Source organism: Bradyrhizobium nivariense (assembly GCF_029846695.2).
Classification (GTDB): domain Bacteria; phylum Pseudomonadota; class Alphaproteobacteria; order Rhizobiales; family Xanthobacteraceae; genus Bradyrhizobium.
The window spans coordinates 51,152-72,590 of record NZ_JARWCR020000039.1; the positions used below are offsets into that span (position 1 = coordinate 51,152).

The 21,439-nt window shown below is 63.9% G+C and carries 22 protein-coding genes and 1 pseudogene; 10 read left to right on the forward strand and 13 right to left on the reverse strand.

Annotated features, from left to right (window positions below; genetic code table 11):
• The first annotated feature begins 20 nt into the window (after positions 1 to 20).
• The 3 genes from QCM77_RS27535 (at position 21) to QCM77_RS27545 (ending at position 1,998) form a co-directional block, all read left to right on the forward strand.
• The gene (locus QCM77_RS27535; protein WP_279665902.1) at positions 21 to 803 is read left to right on the forward strand and encodes an outer membrane protein; all 783 of its coding nucleotides are present in this window, start codon (positions 21 to 23) and stop codon (positions 801 to 803) included.
• A 217-nt stretch (positions 804 to 1,020) separates the two neighbouring features.
• Positions 1,021 to 1,206, forward strand: a complete 186-nt coding sequence (locus tag QCM77_RS27540) for a hypothetical protein (RefSeq protein ID WP_007609848.1) — start codon at positions 1,021 to 1,023, stop codon at positions 1,204 to 1,206.
• A 21-nt stretch (positions 1,207 to 1,227) separates the two neighbouring features.
• Positions 1,228 to 1,998, forward strand: coding sequence for an SDR family NAD(P)-dependent oxidoreductase (locus QCM77_RS27545; protein WP_279665900.1), 771 nt, complete (start codon positions 1,228 to 1,230; stop codon positions 1,996 to 1,998).
• Between the two features lie 108 nt (positions 1,999 to 2,106).
• On the opposite strand, the gene QCM77_RS27550 is transcribed toward QCM77_RS27545, so the two are convergent.
• Both QCM77_RS27550 and QCM77_RS27555 read right to left on the reverse strand, forming a co-directional pair.
• Entirely contained in the window at positions 2,107 to 2,874 is a 768-nt protein-coding gene (locus QCM77_RS27550; RefSeq protein WP_279665898.1) for an outer membrane protein, read from the reverse strand.
• 179 nt (positions 2,875 to 3,053) lie between these two features.
• Positions 3,054 to 4,310 (reverse strand): FAD-dependent oxidoreductase, encoded by a 1,257-nt coding sequence (locus QCM77_RS27555; protein ID WP_279665897.1) that lies wholly within the window; start codon positions 4,308 to 4,310, stop codon positions 3,054 to 3,056.
• Between the two features lie 120 nt (positions 4,311 to 4,430).
• Between QCM77_RS27555 and QCM77_RS27560 the strand changes: the two genes are divergently transcribed.
• Positions 4,431 to 4,715: a hypothetical protein gene (locus QCM77_RS27560; protein WP_279665895.1), complete on the forward strand. Its 285-nt coding sequence runs from the start codon at positions 4,431 to 4,433 to the stop codon at positions 4,713 to 4,715.
• Between the two features lie 32 nt (positions 4,716 to 4,747).
• On the opposite strand, the gene QCM77_RS27565 is transcribed toward QCM77_RS27560, so the two are convergent.
• Positions 4,748 to 6,268, reverse strand: coding sequence for a caspase family protein (locus tag QCM77_RS27565; RefSeq protein ID WP_279665893.1), 1,521 nt, complete (start codon positions 6,266 to 6,268; stop codon positions 4,748 to 4,750).
• 213 nt (positions 6,269 to 6,481) lie between these two features.
• Here QCM77_RS27565 and QCM77_RS27570 point away from each other — a divergent pair, with 213 nt between their 5' ends.
• From QCM77_RS27570 to fabA, 4 genes are all read left to right on the forward strand, one after another.
• On the forward strand, positions 6,482 to 7,462 hold the full coding sequence (locus QCM77_RS27570; protein WP_279665982.1) for a helix-turn-helix transcriptional regulator: 981 nt from the start codon (positions 6,482 to 6,484) through the stop codon (positions 7,460 to 7,462).
• A 298-nt stretch (positions 7,463 to 7,760) separates the two neighbouring features.
• On the forward strand, positions 7,761 to 9,326 hold the full coding sequence (locus tag QCM77_RS27575; protein ID WP_279665892.1) for a DEAD/DEAH box helicase: 1,566 nt from the start codon (positions 7,761 to 7,763) through the stop codon (positions 9,324 to 9,326).
• A gap of 166 nt (positions 9,327 to 9,492) precedes the next feature.
• Positions 9,493 to 10,560, forward strand: coding sequence for a GGDEF domain-containing protein (locus QCM77_RS27580; protein ID WP_279665891.1), 1,068 nt, complete (start codon positions 9,493 to 9,495; stop codon positions 10,558 to 10,560).
• A gap of 108 nt (positions 10,561 to 10,668) precedes the next feature.
• Positions 10,669 to 11,199 (forward strand): bifunctional 3-hydroxydecanoyl-ACP dehydratase/trans-2-decenoyl-ACP isomerase, encoded by a 531-nt coding sequence (fabA, locus tag QCM77_RS27585; protein ID WP_279665890.1) that lies wholly within the window; start codon positions 10,669 to 10,671, stop codon positions 11,197 to 11,199.
• A 2-nt stretch (positions 11,200 to 11,201) separates the two neighbouring features.
• Here the strand turns inward: fabA and QCM77_RS27590 are convergent, their stop codons facing one another.
• From QCM77_RS27590 to QCM77_RS27625, 8 genes are all read right to left on the reverse strand, one after another.
• Positions 11,202 to 11,669 carry a TfoX/Sxy family protein gene (locus QCM77_RS27590; RefSeq protein ID WP_279665889.1) on the reverse strand — a complete coding sequence of 156 codons (468 nt, stop codon included), beginning with the start codon at positions 11,667 to 11,669 and terminating at the stop codon, positions 11,202 to 11,204.
• 164 nt (positions 11,670 to 11,833) lie between these two features.
• Complete coding sequence (locus QCM77_RS27595; RefSeq protein WP_279665888.1) at positions 11,834 to 12,244, reverse strand: HesB/IscA family protein; 411 nt, start codon at positions 12,242 to 12,244, stop codon at positions 11,834 to 11,836.
• A 90-nt stretch (positions 12,245 to 12,334) separates the two neighbouring features.
• Positions 12,335 to 12,706, reverse strand: coding sequence for an SUF system Fe-S cluster assembly protein (locus QCM77_RS27600; protein WP_106950866.1), 372 nt, complete (start codon positions 12,704 to 12,706; stop codon positions 12,335 to 12,337).
• A complete protein-coding gene (locus QCM77_RS27605; protein WP_279665884.1) occupies positions 12,703 to 13,950 on the reverse strand; it encodes a cysteine desulfurase in 1,248 nt (415 codons plus the stop codon). Before QCM77_RS27605 ends, QCM77_RS27600 begins: the two co-directional genes overlap by 4 nt.
• Entirely contained in the window at positions 13,947 to 15,269 is a 1,323-nt protein-coding gene (gene sufD / locus QCM77_RS27610) for a Fe-S cluster assembly protein SufD (RefSeq protein ID WP_279665882.1), read from the reverse strand. Before sufD ends, QCM77_RS27605 begins: the two co-directional genes overlap by 4 nt.
• Before the next feature lie 11 nt (positions 15,270 to 15,280).
• Positions 15,281 to 16,030 (reverse strand): Fe-S cluster assembly ATPase SufC, encoded by a 750-nt coding sequence (gene sufC, locus QCM77_RS27615; protein WP_279665880.1) that lies wholly within the window; start codon positions 16,028 to 16,030, stop codon positions 15,281 to 15,283.
• A 62-nt stretch (positions 16,031 to 16,092) separates the two neighbouring features.
• On the reverse strand, positions 16,093 to 17,589 hold the full coding sequence (sufB, locus tag QCM77_RS27620; RefSeq protein ID WP_279665879.1) for a Fe-S cluster assembly protein SufB: 1,497 nt from the start codon (positions 17,587 to 17,589) through the stop codon (positions 16,093 to 16,095).
• 113 nt (positions 17,590 to 17,702) lie between these two features.
• Positions 17,703 to 18,842 (reverse strand): cysteine desulfurase family protein, encoded by a 1,140-nt coding sequence (locus tag QCM77_RS27625; RefSeq protein WP_279665878.1) that lies wholly within the window; start codon positions 18,840 to 18,842, stop codon positions 17,703 to 17,705.
• 341 nt (positions 18,843 to 19,183) lie between these two features.
• Here QCM77_RS27625 and QCM77_RS27630 point away from each other — a divergent pair, with 341 nt between their 5' ends.
• Both QCM77_RS27630 and QCM77_RS27635 read left to right on the forward strand, forming a co-directional pair.
• Positions 19,184 to 19,831 carry an alpha/beta hydrolase gene (locus QCM77_RS27630; protein WP_279665875.1) on the forward strand — a complete coding sequence of 216 codons (648 nt, stop codon included), beginning with the start codon at positions 19,184 to 19,186 and terminating at the stop codon, positions 19,829 to 19,831.
• A gap of 8 nt (positions 19,832 to 19,839) precedes the next feature.
• The gene (locus QCM77_RS27635) at positions 19,840 to 20,352 is read left to right on the forward strand and encodes a DUF1697 domain-containing protein (protein ID WP_279665873.1); all 513 of its coding nucleotides are present in this window, start codon (positions 19,840 to 19,842) and stop codon (positions 20,350 to 20,352) included.
• Here the strand turns inward: QCM77_RS27635 and QCM77_RS27640 are convergent.
• Together QCM77_RS27640 and QCM77_RS27645 are read right to left on the reverse strand one after the other, a co-directional pair.
• Positions 20,349 to 20,670: pseudogene (locus tag QCM77_RS27640) on the reverse strand (DMT family transporter). The gene QCM77_RS27635 and the pseudogene QCM77_RS27640 overlap by 4 nt on opposite strands.
• 10 nt (positions 20,671 to 20,680) lie before the next feature.
• Positions 20,681 to 21,358: a glutathione S-transferase family protein gene (locus QCM77_RS27645; protein WP_279665871.1), complete on the reverse strand. Its 678-nt coding sequence runs from the start codon at positions 21,356 to 21,358 to the stop codon at positions 20,681 to 20,683.
• Positions 21,359 to 21,439 lie beyond the last annotated feature (81 nt).

The window sequence follows — 21,439 nt, forward strand, 5'->3', positions numbered from 1 at the left end:
CAAAGCTTGGGGATTTTAAAATGAAGAAGATTTTGCTCGCACTGACCGCGGTTGCCGCGATGACCGGTTCGGCCTCGGCCGCTGACCTTGCGGCCCGCCCCTACGTGAAGGCCCCGATGGCGGCGCCCGTCGCCAACTGGACCGGCTTCTACATCTTCGGTGGCGGCGGCGGCGGTCTCTCGAATGCTGATCAGCAAGTGCGTGACACCCTTACCGGTACCCCGTTGACGATCAGCCAGCGGCAGGGCGGCTCGGGTTGGTTCGGCACGGTCGGGCTCGGCTACGACTGGCAGTTCAGTGGCACTTGGGTCGCTGGCGTGTTCGCTGACGGTCAGTTCGGCAGCATCCGCGCCACCATCCAGGATCCGATCTTCGGCATCACTGGTAATCAGAAGCTTGAAGACTCCTGGGCCGCTGGTCTTCGCGTCGGCTATCTGGTTGCTCCGAACGTTCTGTCCTACGTCAACGGCGGTTACTCTGGTGCCCACTTCGGCCAAACCAACTTCATGACGCTGGCCGGCGTTCCCGCAGGTGTCCACCTCAACAGCTATAATCGCAACGGCTGGTTCGTCGGCGGTGGCGTCGAGAACAGCCTGAACATCTTCGGCATCTCTTCGCCCGGCTGGTTCATGAAGACCGAGTACCGTTCGGCTTTCTACGAAGCGAAGACTCAGACGGAGTTGCTTGACGCCGGCAATGTGCCGCTCATCAACAGTGTCCGCGCCAACAGCTGGAACCAGACGATCTCGACCTCGCTGGTCTATCGCTTCAACTGGACCGGTCCGGTCGTCGCGAAGTACTGAGTTGAACAAGTCCTGATCTCACGATCAGACGTCAAGCCCCGGCCTCGGCCGGGGCTTTTTCGTTGGGGACGGAGATTGCGCGCCCGCCCGGCCAGATGCGGTAACGGCCATTGTACCCGGACCGAAGCTGCGGCTAGTCTGCTTCCAAGCTCTCGCGGCCTCCGATGATGGTTCATCGCGGCGGCCGCGACAGAATCAGACCGATGGGGAGGAATGCATGCGCAGATTTCTGCTGATCGCAGGCCTGTTTGCCCTCGCTGTCGGGCTGCTCTGGATCGGACAGGGCACGGGCACCGTCGCGTGGCCGCGATCGAGCTTCATGGTCAACCAGCTGCAATGGGCCGGCTATGGCGCAGCCATGGCCGGCTTCGGGCTGGTACTGATCTGGCAGAGCAACCAATAGAAGAAACCAGGGAATAGCAGCATGACATCCAGTCGGTTCGATCTCCGCGGCAAGGTCGCAATTGTCACGGGAGGCAATGGCGGCATCGGGCTCGGCATGGCCCGTGGCCTCGCCGACGCCGGCGCCAACGTCGCCGTGGTCGGACGCAACGAAACCAAATCCGCCGCCGCCGTCGCCGATCTCAGTCAGCGCGGCGTGAAGGCGATCTCTGTTCCCACCGACGTCACCGACAAGGCGGCGGTCGCGGCGATGATCGATCGCGTCGTCAGGGATCTCGGCCGCATCGACATCCTCATCAACAATGCCGGCATGAGCATCCGCAAGCCGCCGCACGAGCTCGAGCTCGACGAATGGAACAAGGTGATCGAGACCAACCTCACCAGCGCCTTCCTGTGCTCGAAGGCGGCCTACCCCGCGCTGAAGGCGGCCGGCAACGGCAAGGTGATCAACATCGGCTCGATGATGTCGATCTTCGGCGCGAGCTTCGCCACCGCCTATGCGGCGAGCAAGGGCGGCATCGTTCAGTACACGCGCGCCTGCGCCAATGCATGGGCGCCGGACAATATCCAGGTCAATGCCATCCTGCCGGGCTGGATCGACACCGACCTGACCCGCGGTGCGCGGCAGCAGGTATCAGGATTGCACGAGCGGGTGCTGGCACGCACGCCTGCGGGCCGGTGGGGCGATATCGACGACTTCGCCGGCATCACCGTGTTCCTTGCCTCGGCCGCCTCGAACTTCGTCACCGGCACCGCGATCCCGGTCGACGGCGGGTTCTCGGTGATGGCGTAGGACGTACGCGAGAAACCTGCACACAAAAAAGAAGCCCCGGACAATGCCGGGGCTTTTAAGTGTTGGCCGTGATTTTCTTGTTTGCTGATCGCTCGTTCGTTGACCCACTCAGTAGCGGGCGATGACCGGCGCGTCGAACTTGTAGCTCGCGCGCACGACGGCCCACTGGATGTCGCGCGGCTTGGCATCGAAGCTGTAATTGCCCGAGGTGCCGCCGAGCTGATAGGTCTGGCCGCCGAAGGCTGCGTAGTTGTACTCGAGGCCGACGATCCAGTTGCGGGTGATGCCGTATTCCCAGCCGGCGCCGACGGTCCAACCGTTGGCCCAATGCGTCTGACCGCCTGAACCGGTGGCCGGGCCGACCGTGTCGGTGACCGACAGACGGTTGTTCACGCCGGCATAGCCGCCCTTGATGTAGAACAAATTGTTCTGCACGGCGAAGCCCGCACGACCAACGACGGTTGCAAGCACGTTGGCGCGCCAGGAGAACACGTCGTCACCCGCGCCGAACGCGGTGTTCAAGAACGAGCCCTTGTTGTCGAGGCCGGAGATCGTGCCCTCCATGCCGAACACGTAGTTGTTGGCCTGCCAATTGTAGCCGATCTGGGCGCCGCCCAGGATGCCGGAGTTACGCTGACGGTAGCCCTGGCCCGGAGTCAGATCGCCGAACGGCGCGCCGGTCCCGTTGTTGATGAACTGCTCGTTGGTCCATGCGCCGCCGATGTGGCCGCCGACATAGAAGCCGGTCCAGTTGAACATCGACTCCATATAGGCCGGCGCCTTGGTGTAGCGCGCACCGAGATCGGCGGCGGAAGCAGCGCCGGTCGAAACCAGAGCGGTCGTGCAGGCGAAGGCGGCAATCAATTTGTTACGCATGGTACACCCCGTGTCCTTTGATGGGTGCACGCTCACACGCAGTTCTTACTCAAATTTGAATCAAGAAAGTTAAGACGTCGGATTGGCAAGCCGCGCGCCTTTAATCCGTTGCCGCTGTGGCACACAGGCAACGCGCCGGACACGATTTAACGCTGCATTATCCCTACCGAGCCCTTGCACTACGGTGCCGGCGCAGCCTTCGAGTGCACGTGCTCGGGCCGGACGCCCAGCGCGAGCAGGCGCGCCGGAATGCCCTGGAGCCACGGCAGCGCGGTGAGGAGGCGTACGATCAGGGGCACTTTCAGCGGCCGGTCGCCGCCCTGCAAGGCGCTACTGATGATGTTGTTCTGCACGATCATCTGCATCGCTTGCGTCATCTTCACCGGGAACTCGCGGCGACGGCGTACGGCATCGAGCTCGTCCTCCGACGGGCAGCCGTGCTGCATCTTGTCCGCCAGCAGATTTGCGGTCGCGACCGCATCCTGCACGGCGAGATTGACGCCGACGCCGCCGACCGGCGACATCGCATGCGCGGCATCGCCGATGAGAAGCAGGCCGGGCCGCGTCCAGCGCGTCAGGCGGTTGATCGCGACGGTGAGCAGCTTGAAATCGTCGAAGCTCTTCACATCGGCAATGCCGCTCTTCAGGATCGGCGCCATGCGAACGACCTCGTCGCGCAGCGCCTGCAACCCCCTCGCCTTCACCGCGTCGTATTGTCCCTTGGCGATGACATAGGCGCATTGCCAGTAATCGCCGCGGTCGAAGGTGACCATCATCTTGCCGGGCTCGACGCGCGCGAACAGGTTCTCGGTCTCGTCCGCCTTGCGGCCGACACGGAACCACAGCACGTCCATTGGCGCGCCGATCTCCTCGACCTCTAGACCCGCGCGCTCGCGTACGGTCGAATGCCGGCCGTCACAGGCGATGGTGAGATCGGCTTCGATGTCGATCGGCCCCTCCGGCGTCTTCGCACGCACGCCGGCGATCGTCTCGCCGCGGCGGATCAGATCGACGGCTTCCGTGTTCATCATCACCTTCAGCGAGGCGAAGCGCTGGCCGGCCTCGCGCAGGAAATTCAGAAAATCCCATTGCGGCATGAAGGCGATGAAGGGGTACTTGGTGCGGAGCCGGCTAAGATCGGCGATGCGAACGGGTGTGCCGCCGAACAGGCCGTCCATCTTCTGCAGACGCTGATGCGGCAACTTCAGGAAGCCGTCGATCAGGCCGAGCTCGTCCATCACCTGAAGTGTCGAGGGATGCACGGTGTCGCCGCGGAAGTCGCGGAAGAAATCCGCATGCTTCTCCAGCACCACGACATCGACGCCGGCGCGCCCGAGGAGATAGCCGAGCATCATGCCGGCCGGTCCGCCGCCGACAATGCAGCACCGCACTTTTACGGAGGAACCCTGCGGAGGCTGCGATGTATCTGGTTTCACGGCCGGATCCTCGTTTACGACTTAAGTTTTCTGTGCGGTGCAGCAAACAGGATTCATTTGCCGCAATTGCGAATGGCCGTTAGCCTCGCCGCAGATTACGATTGATTTCAGGGAATTACAGTGCGGACTGTCCTTATCGTGCTCAGCGTCTGGATCCTGATCAACGTGCTTTTCGTCGTGATCATGATTCCGCCGCGCAAGCCGCGGAAGTCGAGCCCGCGGCAGACCGGCGCGCTCGCGCCCGTGCCGATCGACCAGAACGGCTATCCGTTCGAGGAGCAGGAGAAGCTCCTGCTGCGCCACGTCATCATCTCGATCGCGATGGGCGCGTTCTTCTCGCTGGCTCCGCCCTTGATCGAGGCCGTCGAGTCCATCAAGCGCTTCATCAGGAAGCGCCGCGGGTAGCGGAAGCGTGCTCGGCGCCTGCGCCCGCGTCGTCAATTGTTGCTGCGGTTCGCGCTGCGGAAACTCTTGATCTCCGACACGCTGCCGTCGCGATAGGTCAGCTCCACCGAGATGAACTGCGTTGCCGGCGCGAGCTTCATGTAGAGCGGCATGCCGGCGCTGATCGCGCTGGGGTCGCGCATGTCGCAGCCCGGCATCTTCAACACCTGGTTCGGAACGGCGGTGTCGATGCCGATGCGCACCTCGCGAATGGCACAGCGGTAGGACACGAGGTGCGTGTAGTAAACCAGCAGCCCGTTGAACTCGCGGAACGACAGCCAGCTCGTCGCGGTCATGTCGAGGATCTTGCGCTGGTCGCGGATCAGCGCGGCTTCGGGATCGAACCTGATCGGGAACGGCCCCTGCATGTCGCCGGACTGATCGACATAGCGGACTTCGATGGTGCCGGCCTGCGCGTCTGGCGGCAATTCGATCGACGGGTTGGGCAGCCTCTTGCGCGTGCGCGGGTCGAGCGTATCGATGAAGCCGGTTTCGCGGAAATCGGCATTGCCGGCCATGCGCCAGGAAATGCCGAGCGTCGGATCGGCGAAGGAGAACACCACGCTCCACCCGCCATTGTGGCGCGAGAAGCTCGCGATCGGCGCGTTGGTGGTCTCCTCCTTCGGCACGCGCGGCACCGACACCGGCGGCAGCGCCGCGAGCTTCTGCGCCGGCGGATCGGCGGGGCGCGCGGCGGCCGCCGCGTCCTTGGCGATGCCGCTGAGGAAAACGTCGTCGACCATCTGATCGAAATAGACCGGCACCTGCCTGTGCTTGACGGTGTCGGCCATCTCGCTGACGAGGCGGCGCGTGCGCTGCGCCACCTGCACCAGGTTCTCGCCGGGCTGGAGCAGCTCCTTGGCGAAGGTGCGTGTGAACACCGAATTGGGATTGGCGTCGTCGTTGGAGAGGCGGTCGAGCGCGGTCTGGCGCGGGCCTGCGGAGAATACCGAGAACACGCCTTCGGGCAGCTGCACCATCGGGGCAAGCCCGCCGCCACCGGAGACGGCGCGGGTGCCCTTGCGCTCGAACGGGTTGTTGCGGCAGGCGTCGAACACCAGGATCGAGGTTCGCGCCTTCTTGTTCTGGAGGCGCTCGACGATGCGGTCGGCCAGGATCGAGGCGTCGCGCACCAGCTCTTCCTGCCCTTCCGTGGCCGCCGGCACGTCCGTCGGCAGCAGATAGTTCTGGCCGGCGATCTCGAAACCGTGGCCGGCGTAGAAGAAGAACGCGGTGTCGCCGGGCTCGATCGCCCGATCGAACGCGAGCAGCGTCTCGGAAAATTGCTGGCGGCTCTGGTTCTCGGCGACCATCACCGAGAAGCCGAGCTGCTTCAGCGTATCGCCCATGGTGCGGGCGTCGTTGACCGCCTTGAGCAGCTTCGGAACGTTCTTGTAGTCGTTGTTGCCGACGACGAGCGCAACGCGCTTCTCGGCGCAGGCGGGAAGTGCGAAGCCGCACAGGCTTGCCGCGAGGCCAAGTGCCGCCAGGACTCTGAAAAGCCGACGCGTCATCGAAAAATTCCCCCAGAACGGCCCATGCCGGCTCCCTCGAACGGCGGTTCATTGGAACCCCGCCGTTGATGTGATAGTCGGCCCAGCCATATCGCCGGTTCAACAGCCCTGAGGACTCAGGTTCTGTCGTCTAGCCTATGGCAGATCCCGCCGGAATCTGCTGTTTCTTAAGCGCAATTCTTGTGGGCAATTCCGCTGGAGGCGAGGGCCGCCGTGTATCGCTGGTGCACCGACGAGGTCGAGCCGCACGACCGCTTCGACTATTGGCGCGAGGTGCGCGCCAAGGGCCTGTTCGGTGTCACCGCCGAGCTCGAGCGCGAACGCCGCGCGGACTTCTTCGGCGAATTCTCGCTGCACCAGCTCGGCGGCGGCGGTCTCGTAGAGCTGAAGGCCTCGCACTACACGGTCGAGCGCAGTACGACCGACATCGCTGACGCGCCAAGCGACAGCATCTGCGTCTATCAGCAGCTCGGCAGCGGCGGCTGGTTCGGCGGCCTGCGTGGAAGCGACTTCGCGATCGCCAATGGCAGCTTCGCCACCAGCCATACCGACCTGCCCTATCGCACCGCGCCGCTGGGCGCAGGAGGCTTCCACCTGCGGATCCTGAAGATCCCCATCAGCGGCCTCCCCACGCAGGACAAGCGCATGCGCGAGCTTGCGCCCCGGACCTTCGACGATCCCAGCCTGGCGCCCCTGCTCGGCGCCTGCTTTGCCGATCTCGGTGGGGCTGCCGCGGGTGATGACGGCGCCGCCGATGCCGCTTCCGTCGTCCAGGCCTCTTTGGTTCAAGCCCTCGCCCATCTGGCGCTGATCGAGCGCGGCATTATGCGGCCCGGCAGCCGCCTCGGGCAGGCCGCACTGCGGACCGCCCGACTTTCGCAGGCGCGGCGCCTGATCGCGCGCCACCTGCAAGACCCGGACATGGCGCCGACGATGGTGGCCGAGCTGCTCGGCGTATCCGTGCGTCACCTCCACATGCTGTTCGAAAGCGCGGCAAAGAGTTTTTCGCAAACCGTGACGGACGAACGCCTGAAACAGAGCCGCCGCCTGATGCGCGAAGCCCCGGACCGGCTGATCGCTGACATCGCGACCTCCTGCGGCTTCGACAGCCTGGCGACCTATTACCGGGTCTTCAACGCCGCCTATGGCATGGCCCCCGGCGACTTCCGCGCCCAGGGTCCGGAAGGGCGTTAGCCGACGTTTGGGCAGCTCCGGCCGACCGCTGGATTGGGCGGAAAACCGCAGCCGCGCCCGCTATTTGAGCGAAAACCCCAGGTTTTTTAGGGCCTTCCCGCAGCTGCTCCATTGACTTTGGCTGATTCCCGCCTATGTTCCGGAGCGACGCGGCTCAGATCGAAGAGCGATTCCTGAGCCTGGCGCTTTGTTCGCGTGAGTCAGCACCCCCAGCTTCTTTGAGAGCGCGCCGTTTCGGGGTGAAACGCGACAGCCTTATTACCCTCGATTCCGAACGGCGGTTTCGACCAGAGGCTCAATGTCTTTTAGCAATCTCGGACTGTCCGAAAAGGTCCTCGCCGCAGTGGCGGCCACCGGTTACACCACCCCCACCCCCATTCAGGAACAGGCGATTCCTCACGTCCTCGCTCGCAAGGACGTGCTCGGCATCGCTCAGACCGGCACCGGCAAGACCGCGGCCTTCGTGCTGCCGATGCTCACCATTCTCGAAAAGGGTCGCGCCCGGGCGCGCATGCCGCGCACGCTGATCCTTGAGCCGACCCGCGAACTCGCGGCGCAGGTGAAGGAAAACTTCGACCGCTACGGCGCCGGACAGAAACTCAACGTCGCCCTCCTGATCGGCGGCGTTTCCTTCGGTGACCAGGATGCCAAGCTGACGCGCGGCGTCGACGTGCTGATCGCCACTCCCGGCCGCCTGCTCGACCACACCGAGCGCGGCGGGCTGCTGCTCACCGGCGTCGAGCTGCTCGTCATCGACGAAGCCGACCGCATGCTGGACATGGGCTTCATTCCCGACATCGAGCGCGTCTGCAAGCTGGTGCCGTTCACGCGGCAGACCCTGTTCTTCACCGCGACCATGCCGCCGGAGATCCGGCGCATCACCGAAACCTTCCTGCACAATCCGCAGAAGGTCGAGGTGTCGAAGCCCGCCACCACCGCTGTCACCGTTACGCAGTGTCAGGTCCCGGCCGGACGCGAGGCGCATGAGAAGCGCGAGCTACTTCGCCTACTGCTGCGCGAGGCCAAGGATCTCCAGAACGCGATCATCTTCTGCAATCGCAAGCGCGAGGTCGCCGTCGTTCACAAATCGCTGCAAAAGCACGGCTTCAGCGTCGGCGCGCTGCACGGCGACATGGACCAGTCGGCCCGCACGGCGGCGCTCGAACAGTTCCGTAAGGGCGAGCTGCCCCTCCTGGTCGCATCCGACGTCGCTGCCCGCGGCCTCGACATTCCCGAGGTCAGCCATGTCTTCAATTTCGACGTCCCCCACCATCCCGACGACTATGTTCACCGCGTCGGCCGCACCGGCCGCGCAGGCCGGTCCGGCATGGCGATCTCGCTCGTCACGCCGCTCGACCAGAAGTCGATGGTGGCGATCGAGAAGCTGATCGGCCAGAGCATTCCGCGCGCCGAAGGCGATTACGAAGTCCGCACCGAGGCTTCCGATGCGAGCGAGCGCCCGCGCGAGCAGCGCGGCCGTGAACGTTCGCGCGGCGGACGCGGCAAGCCGCAGCGCGGTCGCGATCGTGAGCGCAGCCATGAGCCGCGCGAACCGCGTGGCGAGGCAAGACAGGCTTCTGAAACAAGGCCTTCAGCCGAGACACGGCCTGCTCCCGAGGCAAGACCTGAACGCGAAAGACCTGAACGCGAAGCAAGGCCCGCACGCGAGGCAAGGCCTCCGCGTGAAGCCAGGCAGTCATCCGAACCGCGTGACGGCGCGCGCCAGCAGGCCACTCCGTCGCATGTGCCGTCGATCGGCCGTCCCGAGCCGCGCCGCCAACGCGAGGCCGACAGCGAACCGGGCGACCACTCGCATCTGCCGGCGTTCCTGCTGCGGCCGGTTCGCTCCCCCGCCGGCGCCTGAAGCGCGATGCGCGCCAAGGTTTGGTTGAAATAAAGCCGATGCGCAACTTTTTGGATGCATTCGTGCACGTATATTTACGGGGCGTTCACGATCGTCCGTTAGCCTACGAACATAATTTAAGAATTGCTGCGGTCGACGGCGCGCCGATCACTGTGGGGTATGTTCCGTGGTCAAGGTGCTCGACGAACACGAACGCACGATGGCGTTCGCCGAGGTAGCGCTCGGTCAGATCCGATCGCTACGGCAGACGGCAATTCCCCGCAATTACGAGATCTGGTACGTCTACGCCACCGGCTACAACGCCCCGCTCAACAAGATCATCAACGAGACGCTGGCGCGCAGCGGCAAGCTGACCGAAGCCGATCTCGAGCAGATCTACGAGACCTACCTCTCCCACATCAAGACCACCGACCGCATCGACAAGGTCGGCGCGCGCGTCATCGGCGAAATCGACGATGTCATGAAGGTTCTCGGCGATGCGCTCGGGATGACCGGCTCCTACGATGCCAGCCTGTCGGGCGCGACCGAAAAGCTGTCATCGGCCAAGAGCCGCGAGCAGATCAAATCGATCGTCGCGACGCTGCTGTGCTCGACCGACGAGATGCGCGAGACCAACAAGGCGCTGGAAGGCCGGCTGGCGCTATCGAAGAGCGAGATCAGCAACCTCCAGCAGAGCCTGGAGGCGATCCGCGCCGAGAGCCTGACCGATCCGCTGACGGGGCTCGGCAACCGCAAATATTTCGATCGCATGATCGGCATGGTCGTGCAGAGCGCGCTCGCCTCGGGCGACCCGCTGTCGCTGCTGCTGGTCGACATCGACCATTTCAAGTCGTTCAACGATTCCTACGGCCATCTCACCGGCGACCAGGTGCTGCGGCTCGTCGGCCTGTCTCTGAAGCAGACCATCAAGGGCCAGGACATCACCGCGCGCTATGGCGGCGAGGAATTTGCGGTCGTGCTGCCCAACACCGCGCTGCGCCAGGCCCTCACCGTGGCCGATCACATCCGCCGCGCGGTGATGGCGAAGGAATTGAAGAAGAAGTCGACCGGCGAAATCCTCGGCCGCGTCACCATCTCCGTCGGCGTCTCCATGCTCAAGCAGGGCGACGACACCGATGCGCTGATCGAACGGGCGGATGCCTGCCTCTACGCCGCCAAACGCAACGGCCGCAACCGCGTGATCTGCGAGGCCGACCCGGAATTCGCGGTCGAGACGCACAACCGGGTGGCGTGACGCCGAAACTGCGCACCGCCACCTGCGCTTGACATTCCGACCTTACGAACGACATCTCCCTCGCCGTCTTGAGGCGCCCGACTGCGAGCATCCGGAGGACTTGTCGCCTTGGCCAACCCACGTGATTTTCACACCCCGCAACCCTCCTACACCAGGGACGACCTGCTGAGATCGAGCGAAGGCGGCTATTTCGGTGCCGGCAATGCGCAATTGCCGGCACCGCCGATGCTGATGATGGACCGCATCACGGAGCTCAGCCTGGACGGCGGCGAGTTCGGCAAGGGCCACATCGTCGGCGAGCTCGATATCGCACCGGGTCACTGGTTCTTCGATTGCCACTTTAGCGGCGACCCGATGATGCCGGCCTCTCTGGGACTGGACGCCATGTGGCAGATGATCGGCTATTGGCTGGGATGGTCGGGCTCACCGGGCAAGGGCCGCGCCATCGGCGTCGGCGAGGTCGCGTTCACGGGATCCATCACACCCGAGACGCGACGCGTGCGTTACGAGGTCGCCATGCGCCAGGTCAGGCGCGGCAAGCTGGTTCTGGGATTTGCCGACGGCCGCGTGCTTGCCGACGGCACCTGCGTTTATATGGCGAAGGATATGAGGGTCGGCCTGACGAAGGCTGTGGACTGAGCTTAACCCGTTCGCTTGGCGCGCTTCCGAACTGGGCCCTTCTTGCTCACCTTCTTCGTTGGCGCTTTCACAGGCTTGGTGGCCTTCCTGTTCGCCGGCTTCTTCTGCGCCACTTTCTTTGCCGTCGCCTTCTTCCCCTTGGGCCGCTTCTTCACCTTGGCGCGCTGGGCGGCGGCGAGCGCGGCCTTCGCCCATTGCGCGAGCTCCTCGGAATCGTCGAACAGGCGGGCCGGCAGCTCCCAGTAGGAGTTCACCAGCACGGTCTTGGCGCGGGTCGAGTACTGGAACGGCTTCGAGCCTTCCGCCTCATAGTCCGGGATGGTCATCTCGTCGGCGCGGAAGAACAGGCCGGCGCGCAATGCGAGCGCGAAGTTGATGCCGTCGGCGGAGATGCCGTAGCCGGAAAACATCTTTCGGATGGCGACGGGGCCGAAATCGGCGAACAGGTCGATCAGGAATTCGCGGTCCATGGCTGACCTGTCTCCGCACGGTCGTCCTGGCGAAAGCCAGGACCCATTACCCCAGGGAGTAGTTTAGCGAAGACTGCCAGTCGCGCCACGCCGGTACCGACATCTCTTACCGACGAGAGATCACGCGGTATGGGTCCTGGCTTTCGCCAGGACGACAGCGGGCCCTACCCGTCGATCTTGGCCGGGCGCAGCTCGACCGACTCGCCGCAGCCGCAGGCGGAGATCTGGTTGGGGTTGTTGAAGACGAACTGGGCCTGCATCTTGTCGGCCTTGTAGTCCATCTCGGTGCCGAGCAGGAACAGCACGGCCTTGGGATCGACCAGGATCTTGACGCCCTTGTCCTCGACGACCTCGTCGGTCGGGCGGACATCATGGGCGTATTCGACAGTGTAGGACTGTCCGGCACAGCCGCCGTTCTTGACGCCGACCCGCAGGCCCACGATCTCGGAATCCGCGCGCTGGGTCAGCTCGCTGATACGCTGGGCGGCGGCATCCGTCAGCCGCATCACCTGCGGGCGGGGCCGCCGCGGCTTCGGACTGGATGCTGGTGTCGAGCCTGACGATATCTGTGTCATGTCAGTAATGTGGTCCGTTCCGGAGCGAATTCAATGCCAGGGATCCTCAATGCCAAGGATCTTCTAAGTATCTAAAGCCAAGGTTACGCGTCACCACATGTTGAGCACGAGGCGGGCCTCGTCGCTCATGCGTTCCGGCGTCCAGGCCGGCTCCCAGATCACCTTGACGTCGACCACGCCGACGCCGGGAACGCTGGCGACCGCGTTCTCGACCATGGTGGGCAGCTCGCCGGCGGCCGGACAGTTCGGCGTCGTCAGCGTCATCTGGACGTCGACCGAGCGATCATCCTTGATCTCGACCTTGTAGATCAGGCCGAGTTCGTAGATGTCGGCCGGGATTTCCGGATCGAACACCGTCTTGAGCCCGGCGATGATCTCGGTGGTCAAACGCTCGGTCTCCTCAGGCGGCAGCGCCGACCGGGTCTCCATCGGATTGGCTTTGATTTCGGCCGTGTCACTCATGCGAACAAATCCCGCGCCTTCAACAGCGCCTGTGCCAGATGATCGACTTCTTCCCGCGTATTATACATGCCGAACGACGCCCGGCATGTGGCCGTGACGTTGAACCGCTCTAAAAGCGGCATCACGCAATGGGTGCCGGCGCGCACCGCGATGCCCTGGCGGTCGATCACGGTGGCGACGTCATGGGCGTGCGCGCCCTTGAGCTCGAAGGATATCACCGGGCCCTTGCCCCGCGCGGTGCCGATCAGCCGCAGCGAGTTGATCTCCCGCAGCTTTTCCTGGGCGTAGGTGACGAGATCGTGCTCGTGCGCGGCGATACGCTCCTTGCCGATCGAATTGACGTAGTCGATGGCGGCGCCAAGTCCCACGGCCTCGACGATCGCGGGCGTGCCCGCCTCGAATTTGTGCGGAGGATCGCCATAGGTGACGATGTCGCGCGAGACCTCGCGGATCATCTCGCCGCCGCCGTTGAACGGGCGCATCGCGACGAGGTGGTCGTACTTGGCCCAGAGCACCCCGATGCCGGTCGGCCCGTAGACCTTGTGGCCGGTGAAGACGTAGAAGTCGCAGCCGATGTCCTGGACATCGATCGGCAGATGCACGGCGCCCTGGCTGCCGTCGACCAGCACGGGAATGCCGCGGGCGTGGGCGATCGCCACGACGTCCTTGACCGGCACGATGGTGCCGAGCGCGTTCGACATCTGCGTGATCGCGACCAGCTTGGTCTTCGCGGTCAAGAGCTTCTCGAACTCGTCGATGAGGAAATTGCCCTCGTCGTCGACCGGCGCCCATTTGATCACGGCACCATGGCGTTCCCTCAGAAAATGCCAGGGCACGATGTTGGAGTGGTGCTCCATGATCGAGATGACGATCTCGTCGCCAGCCTTGATGTTCGGCACGCCCCAGGACGAGGCGACCAGGTTGATCGCCTCCGTCGCGTTGCGGGTGAAGATCACTTCCTCGGTCCGCGGCGCGTTGATGAACTGCGCGACCTTGGTGCGGCCGCCCTCATAGGCTTCGGTCGCGGCGTTGGCGAGATAATGCAGGCCGCGATGTACGTTGGCGTATTCGGATGTATAGGCCTGCGTCATGCGATCGAGCACGGACTGCGGCTTTTGCGCGGACGCCGCGTTGTCGAGATAGACCAGCGGCTTGCCATAGACCTGCATGGCCAGCGCCGGAAAATCCTGGCGCACGCGCGCGACGTCGTAGGAGCCGTTGGAAACCGCCGGATGCGTGCTCATGACCGCCGCTCCAGCCAGCGCTCGGCGATGCCGATCACGTGCTCGCGCAAGCCATCATCGGCAATCTGCTCGATTGCCTCGCCGACGAAGGCCTGGATCAGCAGCGCCTGGGCCTGCTTCTCGGGCAAGCCACGGGCCTTCAAATAGAACAACAGGTTGTCGTCGAGCGCGCCGGCGGTGGCGCCGTGGCCGCAGGAGACGTCGTCGGCAAAGATCTCGAGCTCGGGCTTGTTGTCGGCTTCCGCTTCGTCGGAGAGCAATAGCGCGCGAATCATCATCTTGCCGTCGGTCTTCTGCGCGTCGGGACGAACGATGATGCGGCCCTGGAATACCGAATGGGCGCGGTCGTCGATCACGGCGCGGAAGATCTCGCGGCTGACGCAGCCCGGCACGGCATGGTCGACCACCAGCGTGGTGTCGCCATGCTCGGTCTTCTGCAGCAGGTTTACGCCATTGATCGAGAGCTCGCTGCCTTCGCCTGCCAGCGTGATGAAGCCTTGCAAACGGCTGACGGCCCCGCCGGTGGTCATGTTGAAGAAATTGAGCTTCGTGTTCGCGCCGACCGTGACGAACTGCGAGGTGACGTTGACCGCGTCGGGCGCATCGTCCATCAGGCGGATATGCGCGACGTCGGCGTTGTCGCCGACCCACAGAATCACCGCGTCGTTGACCTGGTAAGCGCTCGTCTTTCCGGCCGCGACGAAGCTTTCGATGATCGTCGTCCGGACGCCCTCGCCGATGCGCAGATGCGAACGCGTGAACGTCGAGGCCGAAGATGAGGTCGCGACATGGATCAGCTGGATGGGCGCGGACGGCTGCGCGCCATCAGCGACCGAAATCACCACGCCATCGGTCGCCATGGCCGCATTGAGCGAGATGACCGCGTCGCTCGAAATGGTCTGCAGGAGATCGGCGGCGGCAGGATTAGCCTTGTTCTCCAGGACCTCGCGCAGCGTCTTGACGCTGACCTCGGCGGCGAGCGCCTTCACGTCGGACAGATCGGCCGCGAACACGCCATCGACCAGGACCAGCTTGCGGGCGCCCTCGATCCCATGCGCCTTCACGGCGTCCGCGGCGCGCTTCAACGCAGCCGCATCGGGCGCAGCCGCGAGCGGCAGCACCTCGCCGACCAGCGCGCGCAGATCGGTGTACTTCCATTCTTCGATCCGGCGGTGCGGCAGACCGAGGCGCTCATAGGTCTCGAACGCCTCGCGGCGCACCGAGATCACGGAAGGCGGTCCCGGCAAGCGGGCTTCGGCGCTGGTGAAGAGATCGCTCACCGCGCGGCCCTTTCCGGTCTTTGCCACAGCAACGTTCATTGCAAAATTCCTTACGCGTCCTCGTACTGGGCGTAGCCGGACGACTCCAGCTCCAGCGCCAGGTCCTTGGCACCGCTCTTCACGACCCGACCGCGCGACATGACGTGCACGAAATCAGGCACAATGTAGTTCAGCAGCCGCTGATAGTGGGTGATGACGACCATCGCACGCTTGGGCGAGTGCAGCGCGTTGACGCCGTCGGCCGCGATGCGCAGCGCGTCGATGTCGAGGCCGGAATCCATCTCATCGAGGATGCACAGGCTCGGCTCGAACAGCGCCATCTGCAGCACTTCGTTGCGCTTCTTCTCGCCGCCGGAGAAGCCGACATTGACGCCGCGCTTGAGCATGTCCTGCGGAATGTTCAGTGACTTCGAGACCTCGCGAACTTTCTTCAGAAAGTCCGGCGTCGAATATTCGCTCTCGCCACGTGCCTTGCGTTGCGCATTCAGCGCGGTGCGCAGGAAGGTCATGGTGGCGACGCCGGGGATCTCCACCGGATATTGGAACGCAAGGAACACGCCCTTGGCAGCGCGCTCGTTGGGGGCCATCTCGAGCAGGTCTTCGCCCTTGAACAGGATCTGGCCGTCGGTGACCTCGTAACCGGGCTTGCCGGCGATGACGTGGGAGAGCGTCGACTTGCCGGAGCCGTTCGGCCCCATGATGGCGTGGATCTCGCCCTCGTTCACGGTCAGCGTCAGCCCGTGGAGGATCTCTTGCTCCTCAACACGAACCTTCAGGTCTTTCACTTCAAGCAAAGCCATCTTGGTGTCCAGTTTATTCAAATGATGCATAGGGCGCGCAATGCGCACCGCGGGGGTCGGAGCTAGCCGACCGACCCTTCGAGCGAGATCGAGATCAGCTTCTGCGCTTCCACCGCGAACTCCATCGGCAGCTGCTGAAGCACATCCTTGACGAAACCGTTGACGACGAGGCCGACAGCTTCTTCCTGCGTGAGGCCGCGCTGGATACAGTAGAACAGCACGTCCTCGGAGATCTTCGACGTGGTGGCCTCGTGCTCAAACGTCGCCGACGAGTTCTTGGCTTCGATGTACGGCACGGTGTGCGCGCCGCATTTGTCGCCGATCAACAGGGAATCGCAGGCGGTGAAGTTGCGCGCGCCCGTCGCCTTGCGGTGCGCGGTGACGAGGCCGCGGTAGGTGTTCTGCGACTTGCCGGCCGCGATCCCCTTGGAGATGATGCGGCTCGACGTGTTCTTGCCGAGATGGATCATCTTGGTGCCGCTATCGACCTGCTGATAGCCGTTCGAGATCGCGATCGAGTAGAATTCGCCACGCGAATTGTCGCCGCGCAGAATGCAGCTCGGATACTTCCAGGTGATCGCCGAACCCGTCTCGACCTGGGTCCAGGAGATCTTGGAATTGTCGCCGCGGCAATCGCCACGCTTGGTGACGAAATTGTAGATGCCGCCCTTGCCTTCCGAATTGCCGGGATACCAGTTCTGCACCGTCGAATATTTGATCTCGGCGTCATCGTGCGCGACGAGCTCGACCACGGCCGCGTGGAGCTGGTTCTCGTCGCGTTGCGGCGCGGTGCAGCCTTCGAGATAGGAGACGTAGGAGCCCTTGTCGGCGATGATCAGCGTGCGCTCGAACTGGCCGGTATTGCGCTCGTTGATGCGGAAGTAAGTGGATAGCTCCATCGGGCAGCGCACGCCCGGCGGCACGTAAACGAACGAGCCGTCCGAGAACACAGCCGAGTTCAAGGTCGCGTAGAAATTGTCCGAGGTCGGCACCACGGAGCCGAGATATTTCTGCACCAGTTCGGGATGCTCGCGGATCGCTTCCGAGATCGGCATGAAGATCACACCGGCCTTCTTCAGCTCGGCCTGGAACGTGGTCGCAACCGAGACCGAATCGAACACCGCGTCGACCGCGATCTTGCGGCGCGCCGGATCCTGCTCGCCGGGCTTGGGCTCGACGCCTTCGAGCATGGCGACTTCCCGCAGGGGAATGCCGAGCTTCTCGTAGGTCTTCAGGATCTCGGGATCGATCTCGTCCAGCGAGGTGATCGTCTTCTTCGGCTTCGGCGCCGAATAATAATAGAGGTCCTGGAAGTCGATCTTGGGATAGTCGACGCGGGCCCAGGTCGGCTCGGTCATGGTCAGCCAGCGCCGATAGGCCTCAAGCCGCCATTGGAGCATCCAGGCGGGTTCGTTCTTCTTCTCGGAGATGAACTTGACGGTCTCTTCCGACAGCCCCTTGGGGGCCTTGTCGGACTCGATCAGGGTCTCAAACCCATAACGATACTGATCGACGTCGATGCGCTTCACGCGCTCGACCGTCTCTTGCACGGCTGGCATTCTATCCTCCGCTCGCGGTTTCAAGGACCGCGGTGGATCAAACTCAAACGAGTATTACGATGTTTTTTGATCGAAAGCACGTGCTTAGAACCGTTCAAGCCGTGTTTCGTCGCTTAGTCTCTAAGTAGGGTATTACCGAGCTTTCGCCAAGCCTCTAACGCCCTGTTGATGTCATCCGGTCCCGTGGACCAGCCCAGACTAAGACGCACCCCTCCTTGGGCGACGGTGGCATCATACCCCATAGCCGACAGCACATGAGACGGCTGCACTTTGCCGGAGGAACAGGCCGAGCCCGAGGATACGGCGATGCCTTCGAGGTCGAAGCCGATCACCGCGGTCTCGGCCTTCAGTCCGGGCGCGGTGAAAAGGAGGGTATTCGGCAACCGCTTGACGTCGTCTGAGAAAACCATCGCGCCGGCAATCGTGCGAATGCCATTTTCCAAGTGATCTCTTAGGGTTGCCATTCGCTTCGCATCCTCCGGCAAAGCCTGAAGGGCGATCCTCACCGCTGCCCCGAAGCCGGCAATGCCGGCGACATTCTCAGTTCCCGCGCGCCGGTTCAGCTCCTGCCCGCCGCCCCGCAGCACCGGCGCCAATCCGGCCACGCCCTCTGCCACGGCCAGCGCGCCAACGCCCTTGGGGCCGCCGATCTTGTGCGCAGAAAAGGTCGCAAGGTCTGCGCCCATGGCCTTGATGTCGAAAGGGATTTTTCCAAGCGCCTGGATTGCGTCGACGTGGAGGAGGCCGCCGGCCCCGTGAACGATTCCCGCGGCCTCGGCGACCGGCTGGAGCGCGCCCGTCTCGTTATTGGCGGCCATGACGGAGACCAGCGTCGGCGGGCCGTCGCTCAGCAGCGCCTTCAAATGGTCGAGGTCGATCACGCCGGAGCGCGTGACCCGGATCTGACCGATCCTGTCGGCCGGGAACCGCCCGCCCGTCAGCACCGAGGCATGCTCGACGGCCGAGACCAGCAGCCGCTCGACAGGCCCGCCAGACGGCCCCCTCAGGCCCGGTGACAGCGCCAGCGCATTGGCTTCGGTTCCCGCGGAGGTGAAGACGATGTTCCGCGGCAGCGCACCTACGGCCGTCGCAAGCCTGGCCCGTGCTTCCTCGACAAGCCGTCGCGCCTCGCGCCCCTCCGCATGGACCGAGGACGGATTGCCGATCAGCTCATAGGCTGCGAGCATTGCGCCTCGCGCCTCGGCGCGGAGCGGCGTTGTTGCATTCCAGTCGAGATAAACACGGCTCGGCATGAAGTACTATGTTACCCTGCGGTTGGACAGCTTCGCCCGCGCTGCTGCCCGACATGGGCCGCCGTGGAGCACTTGGCAATCAATTCCGAAGCTCTCTCGCGCGATGACGCGGCCATGACACCCTAACATCTTGAGCCGATTGCGAGATGTTCAAGATGCTTGCTTTTTGACCCTCGCCTCATGTTAGAACGCGCGCGTCAGTTCACCGCGCGCCGCTCGCGCATCATCCGAGGGCGCCGCTCCACCCTTCCATTCGCGGTTTGGTCGGCAGAGCAGCCCGATGCAGTCCGCACAATCGGTTGGTTGTTGAGGACCGTCTTCAAGGGATCAAGAGATCATCCATGCCTGAAGTTATTTTTACCGGCCCTGCTGGCCGCCTCGAAGGCCGCTATCACCCGGCCAAGCAGAAGAACGCGCCGATCGCGATGATCCTGCATCCACATCCGCAGTTTCACGGCACGATGAACCATCAGATCGTGTATCAGTGCTACTACGCATTTGCGCATCGCGGCTTCTCGGTGCTGCGGTTCAACTTCCGCGGCGTCGGCCGCAGCCAGGGCTCTTTCGACCACGGCACCGGCGAATTGTCGGACGCGGCCGCCGCGCTCGACTGGGCGCAGACCATCAATCCCGAAGCGCGCGCCTGCTGGGTCACCGGCTTCTCCTTTGGCGCCTGGATCGGCATGCAACTCCTGATGCGCCGCCCCGAGGTCGAGGGCTTCATCTCGATCGCGCCGCCGGCCAATCTCTACGACTTCTCGTTCCTTGCGCCCTGCCCGTCCTCGGGCCTGATCGTGCATGGCGAGAAGGACGCGGTGGTGCCGCCCAAGGACGTCAACACGCTGGTCGAGAAGCTGAAGACGCAGAAGGGCATCGTGATCGACCAGCAGGTCATCCCCGGCGCCAACCACTTCTTCGACGCCAAGCTCGAGCCGCTGATGGAAACCATCACGGCCTATCTCGACATGCGCCTCGCCAACGTGCGCTAAGGCCTCAAATGGGCTCCTTCGTCGCCTTGCTGCGTGCCGTGAATGTCGGCGGCACCGGCAAGTTGCCGATGAGCGAGCTCAAGACGATGTGCGAGGAGATCGGCTTTGCTGCCGTGCGCACCTATATTGCGAGCGGCAACGTCGTCTTCACCAGCCGCAAGTCCGAATCTGCAATCAAGACTGCGCTCGAAAAACGTCTGCACGCCTACGCCGGCGCGCCGCTCGGCGTGCTCGTGCGCAGCGCAGCCGAGATGGCGCAAGTCTCGGCCGACAATCCTTTTCCAAAGGCCGCGCCCAACCGCACCGTCGCGATCTTTCTCGACAAGGCGCTGACGGCCGATGCGCTCACCGGCATCCGCGGCCAGAACAACGAGGAGGTCCGCCTCGGCCGCCGCGAAATCTACGTGCACTATGGCGACGGCATGGGAACCTCGAAGCTCGTCATCCCCGCGGCCAAGTCTGGCACCGCGCGCAACATGAACACGATCGCGACGCTCGCGAAGATGGCCGCCGAGCTCTAAGCCAGCTTCAGCGCGGCGATTCCCGTCAACACGAGCGCGATGCCCGCAAGCTTCAGCGCTCAAGGTCTCGCCGAACAGCACGACGCCGATCAGGAACGTGCCGGCTGCGCCGATGCCGGTCCACACCGAATAGGCGACGCCGATCTCGAGCACCTTCAAAGCGCGTCCAAGCAGGAAGACGAAGGCGGCGAGCAGCACCAGCGAAGCGATGCTCCAGCCGGGCCGCGTATAGCCTTCCGCATATTTCATCGAGATCGCCCAACCGACATCGAGCAGGCCGGCGATCACGAGCATGAGCCAGGCCAGGGACGGCGACATCGGCGTGGGCTCAGGCGGCGAGCTTGAGCAGATGCGCGTCATGGCGCACGAGGAAGGCGCGCAGCAATTGCGGATAGTCCGCGCCGACCGCAGCGCGGACGCTCGGACGCTTTGCCAGCTCGGCACGCCACGCCCTCACTCGCGGCAGATCCCTGAAGATGCCGAGCTCGGTCAGTTCATCGAACACGTCGAAATAGCGGAAGACGGGTGCGAACACCGCATCGACGAGGCTGAACCCATCGCCCGCGAAGAACGGGCCTGCGCTCAGCGCGGCCTCGACACGCGCGAACTTTGTCACGAGCGCCTGGCGCTTGCCTTCGAAGGTCGCCGGATCGGTCGTCGTCTCCAGCCCCCAGAGATCGCCGAGGATCGCCGAGCCAAACTCCATCCAGGCGCGATGCTCGGCACGCTCAAGCGCATCAGCCGGATGCAGTTTTCCGCCGCCTTGCGTCTCTTCGATGTACTCGCAGATCACATTGCTCTCGAACAGCGCGACCTCGCCCTTGTCTGTCGTCACGACCAGCACCGGCACCTTTCCGAGCGGCGACAGCTTCAGAAACCAGTCGGGCTTGTTGGCGAGATCGATGTCGACCCGCTCGAACGGCACGCCCTTCTCATTGAGCGCGATCACCGCGCGCTGCACATAGGGACAAAGCTTGTGGCTGATCAGTTTGAGCGAGGCAGTCATGGCGATGGTCCCGGCGGTTGGATGCAGCTGGATCCAAGATAGATGCATTTGCATGCACTCGTCAAGATCAATGCAACTGCA